The following is a 14,199-nucleotide window of genomic DNA, read 5'->3' as shown; positions in this document are numbered from 1 at the left end:
CTGCGGCCCGAGGGCGCCCCCCATGGACGCCTGATCACGCCGGTGACCGATCGCCCCGGCCACGACCGGCGCTACGCGATCGATGCGGCCAAGATCACCAGCGAACTGGGTTGGCGGCCTGGCCACAGCTTCGAAGAGGGCCTTGGGGCAACGGTGCGCTGGTATCTCGACAACTTGGCCTGGTGTGGGCGGGTGCAGGCCCAGGCCGGCTACCAGGGCCAGCGGATCGGCACCAGGGCGGCGGCTTCCTAGCCCTCTGCCTAGACCCAGACCTAGCCCCTCTCGTGTACCCCGTACAACCTGTGAAGGTATTGCTCACCGGCGCCGCCGGCCAGCTGGGCCAGGCCCTGATCCACTCCAGGCCCGAGGGGGTAGGGCTGATTGCCTGCGGCCGGGCCGAGCTGGACCTGGCCGATCCGCAGGCCTGCGCCGCAGCGGTGTTGGAGCACAGGCCGGCCTGGGTGCTCAATGCCGGGGCTTATACGGCGGTGGATAGGGCCGAAAGCGAGCCGGAGCTGGCCCAGGCCGTCAATGGCGGCGCCCCGGCAGCCTTTGCTGAAGCGCTGGCGTCCACGGGGGGCCGGTTGCTGCAGGTGAGCACAGACTTTGTCTTCAACGGCGCCCAGGGTTCCCCCTACCGCCCCGACCAGCCCCTCGATCCGCTCGGGGTGTATGGCGCCAGCAAGGCCGCCGGCGAGGTGGCGGCGCTGCAGTTGGCCGGTGCCCGGGTGCTGCGCACCAGCTGGGTATATGGCCCGGTTGGTCAGAACTTTTGCCGCACCATGCTGCGGCTCCACCGCGAGCGGCCCCAGATCGGCGTGGTGGCCGACCAGGTGGGTTGCCCCACCAGCACCCACACCCTGGCGGCGGCCTGCTGGCGGGCGATCGGGCTGGGGGCCGCCGCCGGCGGGGACCAACTGCGGATTTTGCACTGGAGCGATGCCGGTGCGGCCAGTTGGTATGACTTCGCGGTGGCGATCGGCGAGCTGGGCGTGGCGGCTGGCCTGCTGGAGCGGGCCGCCAGCGTGCGGCCCCTCACCAGCGCCGAATACCCCACCCCAGCCCAGCGCCCCAGCTACTCCTTGCTCGACTGCAGCGCCAGCCGGGCCGCCCTCGGGCTCAAGCCCCAACATTGGCGAGCGGCCCTGGCCCAAGTGTTGGCTGAGGTGTTGGCCCAGGTGAGGCTGGCGAGCTGAGCCGGGGGGCAGCCTGCTGCTGTCGTTGTGCCCATGGCCGTAATTGGTCAGGGCGAATTGCTAATCCCTTTGCCAATCCCTAGTCTTGACCATCCATTGGCTAGCCGAAGGGGGCGCCAAGCAAGCAAACAAACGGCGATGGCCGCCACTATCTATCTGCACTGGGCCGCGACGGCCTACACCTGGGTGCGCAGCGGGCTCTACCACTCGATTATTCGCGGCGATGGCCAGGTGCAGCGGCTGCACAGCTACGCGGTGGACCTGCCAGCCCACACCTGGCGGCGCAACAGCAATGCGATTGCCCTGAGCTGCGCCTGCATGGGCGGGCGCCCCGATCCCTGGACCATTCCGCCCACCCCCTTGCAGCTGGAGGCCCTCTGCCAGGAGGCCGCCGCCGTGGCCCGCAGTTGGGGCTGGGATGCAGGCGCCATCACCATCCAGCGGCTGATGACCCACGCCGAGGCCGCCGCCAACCGCGACGGGCGCCAGCCCCACGACAACTACGGCCCAGTGATCTGGGGCGGCACCGGCGAGCGTTGGGACCTGCTGCAGCTGGAGAAGGGCGGCCCGCCCACCGGCGGTGAGCAGTTGCGCCAGCGGGTGCGCCAGATCCTGCGGGGCGAGACGGGTGCGGAGACGGCGCCTGCGCCTTTGCAGTTTGTGCGCAGCAGCGCCATCCAGGCGCGCGGCGAGCCCCTGGCTACCGCGATCGATACACGGCAGCAGTTGGGCCCTGGCCGCCGAGCTGCTGGAGCGCTACGGGCTTGCGTTTGAGTGGGATGGGCCGCGGCGCCGGATTCTTGTGGGCGCCCTCGATGTGGTGCCGCTTTTCCGGGAGGATGCGGTGCAGGCTTCGGTGGGCTGGCCGCTGGTGGAGATCACGCTGCAGCAGGCCCTGGCGCCGGTAATCCTGCGGGGGATCCTGCGCGAGGGGCGGGCCTGGTGTCGGGTGCTGGAGTTTGCCGAGGAGTTTGGGATCAGCGCCAGCTTCGATCCCTTTGCCCTGGCCGAGCGCCGCGGCGGCTGAGGGGCAATTCTGGGTTCGGAACTGGGTTTGGAACTGGGAGCGGTCAGTTCAGGCACTGTCAGAAATTCAGTACAGTTCGTACAGAATCCTGGAGACCTCCGCGCGCAAGCAGGCACCACGCCCCAGCTTTATCCCTGCAAATCCGGAGCCTGAGTCCTGATTTGCAAGGATTGCCACCATGTGGATTGAGCGCCTCCAGGCGAGCCTGCTGGCCGAGCAGATGCACCGGTTCGCTGGCCTCCCAGCTGTCTGCCATCGAAAGCGATCACGCCATCGGCGAAATCGCCCGCCACGGGCTTCAGGGCAAGGCCAGGATGTCGGGGCTCAGCGCTGAGGGTTTCGGGTTGGCCGTTGGCTCGAAAGTTCTTCGTAGGGCTTCGCGCCGGGGCGCAGGCCTGGGCACTCGACCCCGATCGGGATAATCAGGCGCCAATTCGCCCTGGGATCCGGCAATGCTCCTGATCGGTAAATCCCAGGGAGCCATGGCCCCTCTCCAATCTGTTGTTCCCGTTCGGGATCAAGCAGAGCATCGGGCGATAACGGCGATCCACTCGGTGCGCGACCTGGGGGCCGCCTTTTGGGTGACGCGCCAAGCGCTTGGGCTCACCCAGGCCGATCTGGCTCTGGCGGCTGGGGTTGGGTTGCGCTTTGTGGTGGAGCTTGAGGCCGGCAAGCCAACGGTGCGACTGGAGCTTGTGCTGCGGGTGATTGACGCCCTGGGCGGAACGCTGCAAATGGACAACGACAGTAACTGCGAGGAAAGCCGTTGCGAGGAAAGCAATTGCGAGGGAAGCAGTGGCCAGTGAGAGCACCACCGGCCTGGAGGTGTGGCTGCAATTTCAGTACAGCGCGCTGTGGCTGTCGCTGGCCGGCGCCCAGGTCAAATTGCCAGTGGTGATCGACTGCGGCTGGGGCCGTAAACCCCTGGCTAGCCGCGCATGACCATGGCAGTCCGTATGGTTTTCAGTACTAAAGTGAAAGGACCGCTGGGCGTGTCGCCATGGCAGACCCGAACCTCCTGGCCAATGTGCTTACCTCCGCCGAGCTCAAGCGCCGCGGCATCGTGGCGATCGAACAGGCCCTGCAGCGCGGACCAGTGCACCTGTTGAAACGTAATCAGCCTGCTGCGGTGGTGTTGAGTGAGCAGCACTACCGGCAGCTGCAACGTCAGGCTGATCAGGCCGCCAGGCCCAAAATATCTGCTTTGGAGTGGTTGTTGATGCAACCTCAGGCGCCCCAGCCGCGCAGTAAAGCGACCATTGACGCCGAGCTGGCTGCCGAGCGCGACTGGTGAGTGGCTGCCGTGATTGCCTTTCTCGATGCCAGTGCCCTGATTTACCTGCTTGAGGGTGAGCCACCTTGGGCCTCGGCGGTCAAGCATGAGCTACAGGCCCTTGCTGATGGGCATCCCCAGCTGGCGATTGCCCTTAGCCGCCTCAGCGTTCTGGAATGCCGCGTGGGGCCCCTACGGCGCGGGGATCAGTCAAGTTTGGAGCGCTTCGATGGTTTTTTCGCTCGCAGCGATTTGCTGTGGCAAGAGCTCAGCCCAGCGGTGGTGGAGCAGGCCACAACGTTGCGAGCCCAGCATGGGCTCCGCACCCCCGATGCCCTGCAGGCGGCCTGTTGCCTGCAACTGGGCCAAGACGGGGTGATGCTCAGTGGCGATGGCGATTTTGAACGCATTGCGGGGTTGCGGCTGCGTCTGATCCGTTGATCTCAGTCATCCTTGGCTGCCGTAGGTGGGCGACTCTGCCCGCATCTAGCGGCTTGCGCTGCGCCGGCCCGTCTGCGGAATTACGGGAAGTTTTGTTTGGGAGTGTCTGAAAATCTGTACGGGCTGTACAGATTCCTGAACAGTGTTGATCCAGATGCACCGGAGCCGTGATCAGGGTGGTGGCGGGGCGCAGCCAACGGAAGTCGGGCGGGAGGTGGTCACCATGCCGCGAGAACTATGGATATACTTTGGCTATTCGGGCTGAGCTGCGGTGAAAGTGAAGGTGCAGGCCTGGGGCAACAGCCTGGGGCTAAGGATCCCCAAGGCCTATGCCGCCGAGCTGGGTGTGGGCTCCGGCAGTGAAATGGAGCTGAAGGTGGAGGCCGGTGCCTTGCTCGCCAGGCCCGCAGAGGCGATCCACCTGGAGGCCCTACTGGCTGAGATCACGGCTGAAAACCAACACAGCACAACTGACTGGGGTGAGGCCAGCGGTGCGGAAGTGTGGTGAGAGCACCGGAGCGCGGAGATCTGATCTGGCTCAGCTTCACACCACAGAGTGGGCGTGAACAGGCTGGACGCCGCCCGGCATTGGTGGTGTCGCCATCGACGTACAACAGCAAGGTTGGCCTTGCCTTGGTGTGTCCCATCACCAGCAGGGTGAAGGGATACCCATTTGAAGTGGCGCTGCCGGAAGGGGGGCCGGTGCAGGGGGTGGTGCTGGCGGATCAACTGCGCAGCCTGGACTGGCGCAGCCGAGAGGCTGAGCTGATTGCCAAGGCTCCGATTGCGGTTGTGGAGCGGGTGCTGCAGCTGGTGGGAGCGCTGTTGAGGAGCCCATAACAACCAGCGGACGGAGAAAACTCCCCTCGGATCCGTCCGCAGCTGCGCTGGCATCCGGGCTTGCTGCGGTAGGTCGACGGAAGCGGCTCCCAGGAGGTCGACATGGGTGTAATTGGTAAACGGGTGTAATTGGTAAACAGGTGTAATTGGTAAACAGGTGTAATTGGTAAACAGTGTGATCAGGGCGAGGAGCAGGGCGGCAAAAACCGTGATCCAGCCTTGACGGTCAAATACCAAAGCCACCGCAGTTAGCCCAAACCCTGAGCTCAGGATAGTACAGGCAAACTATCAAAGCATCCGTGGAATCACTGCCTTCCCGGACGTGGCCATGCCTCTCGATTGGCTGCCTGAACCCGGAGGGTTCGAAGGGGAATGACCCAGGGCCAGCCAGGTCTCACAGCGCTTTGCTTGGGGGCGTCAGGAAATCTGTACAGGCTGTACAGATTTTGGACGCTTTCAGCTCAGCCCCAGCCGGGGCCAGCGATCAACTGAGCCACTCCTGCGGAAGATCGACAATCGCGCGGAACTCGGGATCCTTGTGCAACAGGGTGGCGCCCACCTGCTGCGCCGCCGCAGCGATCCAGGCATCGGCCAACGAGAGCGACTGACGCGCCTTGAGGCTGGCCGCTTGTTCCAGAAGAGGCTCTGAGGCCTCCACCCAGCGCAGCGGCAGGGCCTTGAGTTGCTCATAGGCCAGGCGGCCGGCGCGCTCGCCCTCGTCTTTCCAGACGCGGTAGAGCACCTCCATCCGGCTTAGAAAGCAGGCGTAGCAGCGGTCGGGTTGCTCCAAGGCCTGTTCGACCCGTTCGGCGCCCGGTTCGTCGTCGCGCAGGGTAAGCAGCGCCGAGGTGTCGAGCAGGAGAAGTGATCCCATTTGGCGGGTCATTCATCTGGCAGTTGGCCTGTCGCTTGCTCGGCCAGCCGCTCGGCTTCGCGATCGGCCAGCAGGCGTTGGCTGGAGCCGCTACGGCGGCCCATCCCACGGAAGGCTTTAACAGGGGAGGGATCCACCGGTACCACCCGGATGGAGCCATCGGCCTCCACGGTCCATTCCAGGCGCTGGGCTGGCCCGAGGGAGAAGCGCGTCCGAATGGCGGCCGGGATCACGGTTTGCCCGCGCGCTGTGATGGTGCTGCGCATGGCCGAATCCCGGCGCGTGAATTACCAAATCCTAGCTTTGATCATTCATGGCTTCGGCTTGTCCAACGGCAAATGGCCGCTTCTCCCGGGCCGCCAAAACCTGAATGGCTCCATTGTTTGGAAGCCCTGTTGCTCAATCAAGCCCGCTGGGCAGCACCGACTTGCGGCGGCACCTGTTGGTGCTCCCAGAAGCGACGGCGCTGATGCAACGCGCAGAGGTGTTGCGGCTGGCACACAGCAGCCGCTGCAGCCTTGCGGCCTTCCCGGACGTGGCCATGGCTCTCGATTCCCTCGCTGATTGAACCAAAAGGGTCAGAAGGGGAATGACCCTGGGTCAAGCGCGTTGCTTGGGGGTGTCAGGAAATCTGTACAGGCTGTACAGATTTTGGACGCTTTCAGCTCAGCCCCAGCCGGCGGGGGCGATCAGCCAGGCTCACCGGGATGCTGGGGCCGCAGCAGGAGACCCATGTAGGACACGCACCTCCATTCCTGCGGTTCGGGGCGGCTGGGGTTGGAGAGCTGGACGGTGCCATGAATCAAGCCCATCTGGTCAGGGTAAAGGGGTTATCAGGGGGGCATGGCGAAGAGAACCAGTTGAGCAGCTGCAGCCCATCAAACGCCGCAAAATCGCTGATGTTGCGTGTCACAAGCACCAGGCCCTGGGTTGCAGCAATCGCGGCGATCTGACCATCAGCAAAGGCAGGCCGCAATCCACGTGCCTCAAGGCGAGCGCGCTGTTCGCCATGCCAGAGCGCCGCAGCATGGTCGTAAGGCAGCACAGGCAGGCCGCTTGAGAGCAGGTTCTGCAGATAACTGCGGAACCTGTCTTTTCTGCGGCCGTCGGCCAAGCGCTGGATCCCATAGCTCAGCTCATGAATCACCAGGCTGGCTGTCTGCAGGCTATGACCACCCTGCTCAAGCTCTGCCATCACCACGGCATCCGGCCGCTCCCGCATCGGTTCGGACAACATGTTGGTGTCGAGCAGAACGTTCACGCCAGCCATACCTCGCGGCCGACCGAACGGTCACGCCAGCTGTTGACAGACTCCTCTCCAGTCACACCAGAAGCCACAGGCCAGTCGTCCGGATGGCTGGGCTGACCGGCCGAACGCCATTGCGCGATGGCCTCCCACAGCTTTGAGCGCTGCTGCTGGCCCTGGAGAGCCGCATAGGCCTGCTCGGAGAGCAACACCGCCACAGGTTTGCCGTGGCGTGAGATGTGCACCACCTCACCACCCTCGGCTGCGTGCACAAGGCCCGCCAGCTGAGCCTTGGCCTCAGACAGGGATACCGGCTGTGTCACGGCCACGACGAACGCTTCTGACCAGAATTCTAGTCTGACCGCGGATTGGTGGGCGGATTCTCCGGCTTGGCCACCACATTGAAGGCCTTCAGCCGCGAGCTCGATGAAGCGGCGCACTGACTTTTGCCGGCCGGTGCACGGCGGCAATCACGAAGTCTGCCGGGATGCCCTGGCTTGTCTGGGGTCTGGGGTACCACCACCGATGGCAGTTCCAGGGCGAGCGACGCAACGGAGCCCAGCCAGGCACCGCCAAAGGCCGCACTCGCATGACCGTGGGGGATGGCATTCCAACCTGACCTTGCGTCATGCGATCGGCCTACTTGGCTAGGCTAACCGGGATATTGGGGCTCTCCGGGTTTACGGTGATCGACTGCAGCTGGGGCCGCAGCACCAGATCCATGTCTTCCATGGGGATGGCTCCCAGCAGCACCTCGTTGCCCAGCACCATGGCGCCGGTGAAGCAGCGGCGGTTGGCGAAGCTCACCTCAATGGGGCCCATGTAGGGCACCGTGCGGCGGCGCCCATCGGCAAGGATGACTTCGCGCTGTTCCAGCTCCCGCAGTTGTAGCTGGATGGCGATGTGCTCAGGGATGCAGAGGTGCACGGCGCCGGAATCGGCCAGGGCGCGCACCTCCAATCCCTGCAGCTCGGGGCGGGTGGGGTTGGAGAGCTGAACGGTGCCGTGAATCAAGCCCATCTGATCAGGGTAAAGGGGGTTTCCTCCGTAGTAATGCCACCGCCCGGTGGGGCTGGTTTGGAGTACAGCATTCCCCGGTGGCCTCCTGCCGGCCTAATTGAGCCCATGGGATCACCGTGTCCTGGTAACCGGCGGTTGCTGCGCGATCTATCAGGGCATCCGTGGAATCACGGCCTCCCCGGACGTGGCCATGGCTCTCGATTCCCTCGCTGATTGAACCCGAAGGGTTCGAAGGGGAATGACCCTGGGTCAAGCTCGTTGCTAGGCAGCTCTTGAGTGCCATCTGTTCACTTCTAAGGTGGCGCGCATTTCCTGATCAGCGGGAACTATCCAGCCACGCCTGGAAGTCGGCTGGGCTGAGGATCAACAGGGGATTCACCGATCCCTGAAGGGCTAGCAAGTCGGCATCGCTACTCACCAGCACAGGCGTGGCTGCAGCCAGAGCCAGATCCAGGAAGACCTGATCATGGGGGTCTCGCACGCGGTGGGAGCTTGCAGGGATGGGACCCGTCCAGCTTTCACACCACGGCAGTAGATCTTCCAGCAGGCGCTCTCGATCCGCTGGGTTCAGTCTGAATTTGGAATAGGCCAAAACCCGTAATAGCTCTCGCACCGTGGGTTCAGCCACAACAGGAATCAACGCATCGCGCTGCCAGCAGGGCCGCAACCAACTGAGTCGGCCATTGGCGAACAACAGCGCTGAAAGCAATACATTGGTGTCGAGCACCGCTCCGATCGGATCACGGTTCAAGTCTGGCGGGCCCATTTCACTGCATCGGCCACATCGGCTTCGCTGATCCCGAGCTCCGCCAGACGGGCACGCACCGCCGTGGCTCCACCGGGGTGGAGCGGCGTGAGCACTATGCGGCCGTTGTCGCAGGTGACGTCGTAGTAGTCGGCCTGGCCCGTCTGTTCCACCACGGCCTTGGGAAGGGTGAGCTGGTTTTTGCTGGTGCGCTTGGCAACAACCATGGCTCTGCCCTGCGAAGGAATCCTTACTCTAGGAGTTTCCTTGCCGCTGCTGGATGGCCAGGCGAACCGCACGAGCACTCCACACGGAAGCCCCTGCGGCCCGCGCACAGCAATCACCACATGCCACCTTAGATACTCAGGAGGAGCGCTACCGCTGCGCGGGCCTTTGGCTACAGCGCAAACCCAACCGCCCCGCCGAGCACAAGTTGCAGAACACCGGCAGCCCAGTCGGCTCACTTCTCGGGGACGGGTCGAAAAAAGCTCAGAACCAGGATCAAGGCGGAAAACGCTGCAATGGCGCCGATCAAGCGGATGGCATTGACTTCAAGCCGATGCCTTTGCCGGCGATCATCCGGGTGTTCAGCGCATCAGCGTTGGGGTCGGCCATCTGTTCAGATGCTTACCAATGTTTCCCGCTGATCGTCCTTCACGAACTGGAGCGTGGCACCAGCCTCCTCCCGCTCCTTGACCAGTAGGTATAGGGCAAGAGCTCGTCGGAATACGTCGGTCTTGGTGAGCCCCTCGGAGGAGGCAAGCAGGTCAAGGCGCTCGCTGAGGCGATCAGGCAGCCGGACGTGGCCATGCCTCTCGATTCCCTCGCTGATTGAACCCGAAGGGTCAGAAGGGGAATGTCCTTGGATCAGGCGCGTTGCTTGGGGGTGTCAGGAAATCTGTACAGGTTGTACAGATTTTGGACGCTTTCAGCTCAGCCCCAGCCGGCGGGGGCGATCAGCCAGGCTCACCGGGATGCTGGGGCCGCAGCAGGAGACTCATGTAGGACACGCACCTCCATTCCTGCGGTTCGGGGCGGGTGGGGTTGGAGAGCTGAACGGTGCCGTGAATCAAGCCCATCTGATCAGGTTATAGGGGTCTTGCCTGCAGGGATGCCCGCCATGGATGCGTTCAAGCCATTCCGCCGTACTCCTCCAGCAGCGAGATCACATCTCGGACTCGCCTTGAGTTGCGTTCGGAGGGGTCGAGCTGGTGCCGGAGCTGGACAAGATTGCACTGAGCTTGCTGCTGAGCTCGTCGAGCCGCTCGTCCTCTTTCTCGAGTCGTTATCGGCTCCGCCGGCCTTCGGCTACAGCCGCTGCTCGATCGCGTAGCGCTCCACGTCGACGTCGATCGTTGGATGCCAATTCAGCTTCTGCAACAGCCGCCGCCACGGCGGCAGCGATGCAAGGAATTCCTGCTTGCTGCGGTAGGTCGACGGAAGTGGCTCCCAGGAGGTCGACATGGGTGTAATTGGTAAACAGCGTGATCAGGGCGAGGAGCAGGGCGGCAAAAACCGTGATCCAGCCTTGACGGTCAAATCCCAAAACCACCGTAGCCAGCCCAGACCCTGAGCCCAGGATGGTACAGGCAAACTATTAGCGCATCCGTGGAATCACGGGCCAGGCGGACGGCCGGATCCAAGGCCTCGATCTGCGGCCAGAGCTGCTGCGGCGCGATTGAGCGCTAGCTGCCTGAACCCGAAGGGTCAGAAGGGGAATGACCCTGGGTCAAGGGCGTTGCTTGGGGGTGTCAGGAAATCTGTACAGGTTGTACAGATTTTGGACGCTTTTAGCCCAGCCCCAGCCGGCGGCGGCGATCGGCCAGGCTCACCGGGATGTTGGGGCCGCAGCAGGGGACCCATGTAGGACACGCACCTCCAATTCCTGCAGAGCCAAACCACCGATGGCAGCACCTAGCGGCTTTGGGGTGACTTAGCCGGCGCGGAGTTGGTTGACGCGCTCGAGCTCGACGGGCCTTAGCTCGACGGTTGGGCGGGGTGCTGTTCAAGATCGATGAGGTGGTTACGGTTCAGGGGCAGCTGCAGTCGATCGGGGGGAGTGTGGAGCTGAAAACCCCGGTTGGGGGGAAGGTGGCGGAGGTGTTCTTCAAGGATGGCCAAACGGTGCGCAAGGGCCAGCTGCTGCTGATCCGTTTTGATACGTGTCAAGGCGGCCGATGAGCGGCGCACGCTCAAGCAGCGGCTGCAACTGCTGGAGCAGCAGGGCCAGCTGCGACTGGAGGCAGACCAGTTGCGGCTGGAGGTGAGCAAGAGCATCAGCCAGATGCTCAACCGCCTGCTGCAAGCGGAACTGCAGCTGCAGTACCAAAACGTGGTGGCGCCAGCTGACGGGGTGATTTTCGATCCCAGCGCGGGCTGTATGCAGAAGTGCTGGTGTCAAACAAAGATATCGGCTTTGTGAAAACCGGCCAGGAGGTCAAGGTGCGCGTGGATGCCTTCCCCTTCACCCGTTATGGAGAGCTGAAGGCCAAGGTGACCTAAATTGGCGCTGATGCATTGGAACCAAGCGAAGTTCAGAATTTCTACCGCTTCCCGGTGAAACTGGAACTAGACCGCTCCTACCTGGAGAGCCAGGGCGTGCGGATCCCTCTGCGCAGTGGCATGGCGATCACCACCAACTTGAAGCTGCGGGAAAAGCGGGTGATCAGCTTGATCAGTGATTTGCTGGTGGATCAGACGGATAGTGTGAAGAGCATCCGGCAGCAATAAATGTGCGGTATTGCCGGTTTAGTGTGCTGGCCCATGCACTGCTGCTCGATCAGCCCATGGCCCGGCGCATGAAGGTGTCAAACATCGGCACGGTGAAGGCGGTCATGCCGTGGGAGGGGCTCCAGATCATGCCTTTGCGGATGAGTCCACTGCGCAGGGGGCCGGTGCGCTCTACGCGCAGCTGCATCTGTTCGGCGATCGCTCCGGAGCGGTGGGGGCCGGCACCGAGTTGTGCCATGGCGTAGAGATAGACCTGCTCTCTTGGCGTGAGGCGATCAAAGCGCACACGGAAAAAATTGCGATCCAGCGCATCACGGGCCTGATCAGTCGCTTCATTCACATCGGCCAAGGTGATCCTGGGGCCCTGCGCTGCGGCCCAGGTGTGTTTGCCCCATTCCTGCAGGAAGTAGGGATAGCCCTGCGTGAGGGTCACGATTGTAGAGAGGGCATCGGCATCGATCTGGGCGCCTTCGTCTTCAATGGGATCCTGGATGGCCTGCGCTGCGGCATCCGGTGCGAGTGCAGCCACTGCCGGGAAATCAAACAAGCGTTCGGCGTACGACTTCGCGTCGCCAGCTAGGGCGGCGAGTTGGGGCAGGCCGGCTCCGAACAGGATCAACGGCAGACCGCGTTGCACCACGCGATGGAGGGCCACGATCAAACCCCTCAGTTCGTCTTCTGTGAGGTATTGCACCTCGTCAATCAACAGGGCCACTGATGTGTCTGCGGCTTTGGCTGCCTGCGCAGTGGCCACCAACAGCTCGGGAAGGTCTACTTCCAGATTGCCGCTGTCTGCACGGAGCGGCTCGCTCAAGCCGATTTTCACATCGCCCAGGCTCACCTTGAAGGCGCTGGCAAATCCACGCAGGGCCGCCATCGCTTCGCCCGCCCAGACACGGGCCTGCTCCACGCGATCCAGCCGCAGCAGGATGGTTTTCAGGGCTGGTGCGAGGTAGCTCGCCAAAGGCCTGCCCTCCGGCGCCTCCAGCTGCACCTGTTCGTAGCCCAACGCTTCTGCCTGCTCGGCGATGCGATTGAGCAGAACGGTTTTGCCCACACCACGCAGGCCAAGCAGCATCTGGCTCTTTTCGGAACGCCCCAGCCGGATGCGTTGCAGAGCTAGCTGGGCTTGAGCCAGCAGCTCCTCTCGCCCTGCCAGCTCAGGTGGCCTGGATCCCGCTCCAGGCGCGAAGGGGTTGCGCAGAGGGTCCATGGGGAGGCGCGAAGCAACGCCAATTTGAAAGAGTTGTTTCCATCTTATGGATCTATCGCCCCCTGAAAGCTGGTTTGGAGTGGTTGTTGATGCAACCTCAGGCGCCCCAGCCGCGCAGTAAAGCGACCATTGACGCTGAGCTGGCTGCCGAGCGCGACTGGTAAGTGGCTGCCGTGATTGCCTTTCTCGATGCCAGTGCCCTGATTTACCTGCTTGAGGGTGAGCCACCTTGGGCCTCGGCGGTCAAGCATGAGCTGCAGGCCCTTGCTGATGGGCATCCCCAGCTGGCGATTGCCCTTAGCCGCCTCAGCGTTCTGGAATGCCGCGTGGGGCCTCTACGGCGCGGGGATCAGTCAAGTTTGGAGCGCTTCGATGGCTTTTTCGCCCGCAGCGATTTGCTGTGGCAAGAGCTCAGCCCAGCGGTGGTGGAGCAGGCCACAACGTTGCGAGCCGACCATGGGCTCCGCACCCCCGATGCCCTGCAGGCGGCCTGTTGCCTGCAACTGGGCCAAGACGCGGTGATGCTCAGTGGCGATGGTGATTTTGAACGCATCGCGGGGTTGCGGCTGCGGCTGATCTGTTGAGCTCAGCGCAAGGATCATTATGTTGGCGGAGGGGTCGAGTTGGAAGGCAAGTCGGCCTCGATCAAGTCGATTTCGGAGTGCATCCAGCCTTAGTTGCACGCGATGCTGGCCTTGGCTGGCAACAGTATTGAAGGTGATTTCGGCGCTGGGTTTGGAATTGCATGTCACTGCATGGCGCCGGGGCGGGAGGGGTTGGAGAGCTGGACGGTGCCGCGAATCATGCCCATCTGTGCGGGGTAAAAGGGTCTGGCCTGCAGGGATGCCAGCGCCCTGCGCCCCGTGGGGATGGTTTGGAGACCAGCGTTCCCGATAGCCTCCTGGGATCCTGATTGAGCCCATGCCCTCCCTGCTTATCCAAGGGACTAACCGCGTGCTTGCCATCGGCATCGAACTACTGGGCCCGAGGGGGGCGGCGGAAAGGCAGGCGGGGTTCCGCTTCCACCCCATCAGCACCGATCAAGTGCCCGGCTCCTTGATGCCGGAGGGCAGCTTTTCAGAAACCACCCCCATACGAGCAGCTCAGCCCCTACTTAGCAAGCAAGACCGGCAGCGGCCAGTGGTGCTGGCTTGGCTCCACGCCTTTGGGCTGCTGTTGGTGATCCTCAAGGCGGTGTGCGGTGAGCAGATTGCGCTCTATGGGGGCGACCATCGCGAGCGCATCGGCGTTGCCCCTGTTGCGGTGTGATTATCCAACTGGTGCGGGAATGCCCTCCTGGCCATGGGGGTGTGGAGCGGGTGGCCCATGAGCTTGCGGTGGCCTGGCACGCCCAGGGGAAATTGTGCGTCACTATCTCCCTGCAGCCCTATGACCCATCGGCTGACGACCCCTCGCTGCCGGTGCCTTACCGCCGCAGCTATCTGCCGTGCATCAAGCTTGGACGCCAGCTTTTGCTGCCTTTGCCATCGCGGCGTCTATGGGCTGTGCTCACCAGTTCAGAGGCGCTGCATTTGCATCTTCCCTGCCCGGGTTTGTTGGCGGTGAGTGTGCTCGCCAGGCTGATGCAACCAGG

At 63.4% G+C, this 14,199-nt stretch carries 28 protein-coding genes and 2 pseudogenes; 19 read left to right on the top strand and 11 right to left on the bottom strand.

The window, feature by feature from the left end; genetic code table 11:
- The 9 genes and pseudogenes from KBZ15_RS07335 to mazF all read left to right on the top strand — a co-directional run.
- Positions 1-252: GDP-mannose 4,6-dehydratase (locus tag KBZ15_RS07335; protein ID WP_255014560.1), on the top strand; the 252-nt coding region annotated here is incomplete at its 5' end.
- 50 nt (positions 253-302) lie between these two features.
- Complete coding sequence (gene rfbD, locus KBZ15_RS07330; RefSeq protein ID WP_255014559.1) at positions 303-1,196, top strand: dTDP-4-dehydrorhamnose reductase; 894 nt, start codon at positions 303-305, stop codon at positions 1,194-1,196.
- Between the two features lie 138 nt (positions 1,197-1,334).
- Positions 1,335-2,223: pseudogene (locus KBZ15_RS07325) on the top strand (N-acetylmuramoyl-L-alanine amidase).
- Between the two features lie 482 nt (positions 2,224-2,705).
- Entirely contained in the window at positions 2,706-3,029 is a 324-nt protein-coding gene (locus KBZ15_RS07320) for a helix-turn-helix transcriptional regulator (RefSeq protein ID WP_255014558.1), read from the top strand.
- A complete protein-coding gene (locus KBZ15_RS07315; RefSeq protein WP_255014557.1) occupies positions 3,019-3,165 on the top strand; it encodes a hypothetical protein in 147 nt (48 codons plus the stop codon). Before KBZ15_RS07320 ends, KBZ15_RS07315 begins: the two co-directional genes overlap by 11 nt.
- A 58-nt stretch (positions 3,166-3,223) precedes the next feature.
- A complete protein-coding gene (locus KBZ15_RS07310; RefSeq protein ID WP_255014556.1) occupies positions 3,224-3,517 on the top strand; it encodes a hypothetical protein in 294 nt (97 codons plus the stop codon).
- Positions 3,518-3,937: a PIN domain-containing protein gene (locus KBZ15_RS07305; RefSeq protein WP_255014555.1), complete on the top strand. Its 420-nt coding sequence runs from the start codon at positions 3,518-3,520 to the stop codon at positions 3,935-3,937.
- Positions 3,938-4,208: 271 nt separating this feature from the next.
- A complete protein-coding gene (locus KBZ15_RS07300) occupies positions 4,209-4,445 on the top strand; it encodes an AbrB/MazE/SpoVT family DNA-binding domain-containing protein (protein ID WP_255014554.1) in 237 nt (78 codons plus the stop codon).
- A complete protein-coding gene (gene mazF, locus KBZ15_RS07295; RefSeq protein WP_315859859.1) occupies positions 4,439-4,777 on the top strand; it encodes an endoribonuclease MazF in 339 nt (112 codons plus the stop codon). The genes KBZ15_RS07300 and mazF overlap by 7 nt, the downstream gene beginning before the upstream one ends.
- A gap of 484 nt (positions 4,778-5,261) precedes the next feature.
- On the opposite strand, the gene KBZ15_RS07290 is transcribed toward mazF, so the two are convergent.
- Together KBZ15_RS07290 and KBZ15_RS07285 are read right to left on the bottom strand one after the other, a co-directional pair.
- A complete protein-coding gene (locus KBZ15_RS07290; RefSeq protein ID WP_255014552.1) occupies positions 5,262-5,651 on the bottom strand; it encodes a PIN domain-containing protein in 390 nt (129 codons plus the stop codon).
- Between the two features lie 8 nt (positions 5,652-5,659).
- On the bottom strand, positions 5,660-5,917 hold the full coding sequence (locus tag KBZ15_RS07285) for an AbrB/MazE/SpoVT family DNA-binding domain-containing protein (RefSeq protein WP_255014551.1): 258 nt from the start codon (positions 5,915-5,917) through the stop codon (positions 5,660-5,662).
- 176 nt (positions 5,918-6,093) lie between these two features.
- On the opposite strand from KBZ15_RS07285, the gene KBZ15_RS07280 reads away from it, so the two are divergent.
- Positions 6,094-6,219 (top strand): hypothetical protein, encoded by a 126-nt coding sequence (locus KBZ15_RS07280; protein WP_255014550.1) that lies wholly within the window; start codon positions 6,094-6,096, stop codon positions 6,217-6,219.
- 234 nt (positions 6,220-6,453) lie between these two features.
- Here the strand turns inward: KBZ15_RS07280 and KBZ15_RS07275 are convergent, their stop codons facing one another.
- Together KBZ15_RS07275 and KBZ15_RS07270 are read right to left on the bottom strand one after the other, a co-directional pair.
- Positions 6,454-6,912 (bottom strand): type II toxin-antitoxin system VapC family toxin, encoded by a 459-nt coding sequence (locus KBZ15_RS07275; protein WP_255014549.1) that lies wholly within the window; start codon positions 6,910-6,912, stop codon positions 6,454-6,456.
- Positions 6,909-7,220 (bottom strand): type II toxin-antitoxin system Phd/YefM family antitoxin, encoded by a 312-nt coding sequence (locus KBZ15_RS07270; RefSeq protein ID WP_255014548.1) that lies wholly within the window; start codon positions 7,218-7,220, stop codon positions 6,909-6,911. Before KBZ15_RS07270 ends, KBZ15_RS07275 begins: the two co-directional genes overlap by 4 nt.
- Positions 7,221-7,384: 164 nt before the next feature.
- Here KBZ15_RS07270 and KBZ15_RS07265 point away from each other — a divergent pair, with 164 nt between their 5' ends.
- Positions 7,385-7,516, top strand: a complete 132-nt coding sequence (locus KBZ15_RS07265; protein ID WP_255014547.1) for a hypothetical protein — start codon at positions 7,385-7,387, stop codon at positions 7,514-7,516.
- A gap of 20 nt (positions 7,517-7,536) precedes the next feature.
- Here the strand turns inward: KBZ15_RS07265 and KBZ15_RS07260 are convergent, their stop codons facing one another.
- The 3 genes from KBZ15_RS07260 to KBZ15_RS07250 all read right to left on the bottom strand — a co-directional run bounded on the left by KBZ15_RS07260 (position 7,537) and on the right by KBZ15_RS07250 (position 8,889).
- Positions 7,537-7,917: a clan AA aspartic protease gene (locus KBZ15_RS07260; protein WP_255014546.1), complete on the bottom strand. Its 381-nt coding sequence runs from the start codon at positions 7,915-7,917 to the stop codon at positions 7,537-7,539.
- A 316-nt stretch (positions 7,918-8,233) separates the two neighbouring features.
- On the bottom strand, positions 8,234-8,668 hold the full coding sequence (locus KBZ15_RS07255) for a putative toxin-antitoxin system toxin component, PIN family (RefSeq protein ID WP_255014545.1): 435 nt from the start codon (positions 8,666-8,668) through the stop codon (positions 8,234-8,236).
- On the bottom strand, positions 8,665-8,889 hold the full coding sequence (locus tag KBZ15_RS07250) for an AbrB/MazE/SpoVT family DNA-binding domain-containing protein (protein WP_255014544.1): 225 nt from the start codon (positions 8,887-8,889) through the stop codon (positions 8,665-8,667). The genes KBZ15_RS07255 and KBZ15_RS07250 overlap by 4 nt, the downstream gene beginning before the upstream one ends.
- A 53-nt stretch (positions 8,890-8,942) precedes the next feature.
- Between KBZ15_RS07250 and KBZ15_RS07245 the strand changes: the two genes are divergently transcribed.
- Entirely contained in the window at positions 8,943-9,365 is a 423-nt protein-coding gene (locus KBZ15_RS07245; RefSeq protein ID WP_255014543.1) for a hypothetical protein, read from the top strand.
- Here KBZ15_RS07245 and KBZ15_RS18640 read toward each other — a convergent pair.
- The 3 genes from KBZ15_RS18640 to KBZ15_RS07235 all read right to left on the bottom strand — a co-directional run bounded on the left by KBZ15_RS18640 (position 9,282) and on the right by KBZ15_RS07235 (position 10,126).
- A complete protein-coding gene (locus KBZ15_RS18640) occupies positions 9,282-9,458 on the bottom strand; it encodes a ribbon-helix-helix protein, CopG family (RefSeq protein ID WP_396123414.1) in 177 nt (58 codons plus the stop codon). The genes KBZ15_RS07245 and KBZ15_RS18640 overlap by 84 nt on opposite strands.
- A gap of 160 nt (positions 9,459-9,618) precedes the next feature.
- Positions 9,619-9,741 (bottom strand): hypothetical protein, encoded by a 123-nt coding sequence (locus tag KBZ15_RS07240; protein ID WP_255014542.1) that lies wholly within the window; start codon positions 9,739-9,741, stop codon positions 9,619-9,621.
- A 229-nt stretch (positions 9,742-9,970) separates the two neighbouring features.
- Positions 9,971-10,126 (bottom strand): hypothetical protein, encoded by a 156-nt coding sequence (locus KBZ15_RS07235; RefSeq protein ID WP_255014541.1) that lies wholly within the window; start codon positions 10,124-10,126, stop codon positions 9,971-9,973.
- Positions 10,127-10,660: 534 nt separating this feature from the next.
- On the opposite strand from KBZ15_RS07235, the gene KBZ15_RS07230 reads away from it, so the two are divergent.
- From KBZ15_RS07230 to KBZ15_RS07215, 4 genes are read left to right on the top strand one after another with little or no spacing between them, the layout of a single operon-like run.
- Complete coding sequence (locus KBZ15_RS07230; protein WP_255014540.1) at positions 10,661-10,843, top strand: biotin/lipoyl-binding protein; 183 nt, start codon at positions 10,661-10,663, stop codon at positions 10,841-10,843.
- On the top strand, positions 10,818-11,084 hold the full coding sequence (locus tag KBZ15_RS07225; RefSeq protein ID WP_255014539.1) for a hypothetical protein: 267 nt from the start codon (positions 10,818-10,820) through the stop codon (positions 11,082-11,084). The genes KBZ15_RS07230 and KBZ15_RS07225 overlap by 26 nt, the downstream gene beginning before the upstream one ends.
- A complete protein-coding gene (locus KBZ15_RS07220; RefSeq protein WP_255014538.1) occupies positions 11,057-11,164 on the top strand; it encodes an HlyD family secretion protein in 108 nt (35 codons plus the stop codon). Before KBZ15_RS07225 ends, KBZ15_RS07220 begins: the two co-directional genes overlap by 28 nt.
- A 15-nt stretch (positions 11,165-11,179) precedes the next feature.
- Positions 11,180-11,392 carry a hypothetical protein gene (locus KBZ15_RS07215; protein ID WP_255014537.1) on the top strand — a complete coding sequence of 71 codons (213 nt, stop codon included), beginning with the start codon at positions 11,180-11,182 and terminating at the stop codon, positions 11,390-11,392.
- 49 nt (positions 11,393-11,441) lie between these two features.
- On the opposite strand, the gene KBZ15_RS07210 is transcribed toward KBZ15_RS07215, so the two are convergent.
- The gene (locus KBZ15_RS07210; RefSeq protein WP_255014536.1) at positions 11,442-12,605 is read right to left on the bottom strand and encodes an ATP-binding protein; all 1,164 of its coding nucleotides are present in this window, start codon (positions 12,603-12,605) and stop codon (positions 11,442-11,444) included.
- 164 nt (positions 12,606-12,769) lie between these two features.
- Between KBZ15_RS07210 and KBZ15_RS07205 the strand changes: the two genes are divergently transcribed.
- From KBZ15_RS07205 to KBZ15_RS07195, 3 genes and pseudogenes are all read left to right on the top strand, one after another.
- The gene (locus KBZ15_RS07205; protein ID WP_255014535.1) at positions 12,770-13,189 is read left to right on the top strand and encodes a PIN domain-containing protein; all 420 of its coding nucleotides are present in this window, start codon (positions 12,770-12,772) and stop codon (positions 13,187-13,189) included.
- Between the two features lie 337 nt (positions 13,190-13,526).
- Positions 13,527-13,874, top strand: coding sequence for a hypothetical protein (locus KBZ15_RS07200; protein WP_255014534.1), 348 nt, complete (start codon positions 13,527-13,529; stop codon positions 13,872-13,874).
- Positions 13,871-14,199: pseudogene (locus KBZ15_RS07195) on the top strand (glycosyl transferase); the annotation flags it as partial. The gene KBZ15_RS07200 and the pseudogene KBZ15_RS07195, both read left to right, overlap by 4 nt.

Source organism: Cyanobium sp. BA20m-p-22 (assembly GCF_024346275.1).
In the GTDB taxonomy this organism is placed as follows: domain Bacteria; phylum Cyanobacteriota; class Cyanobacteriia; order PCC-6307; family Cyanobiaceae; genus Cyanobium_A.
Note: the sequence above shows the minus strand (reverse complement) of the source record. Positions and strands in the feature narration are given on the sequence as shown.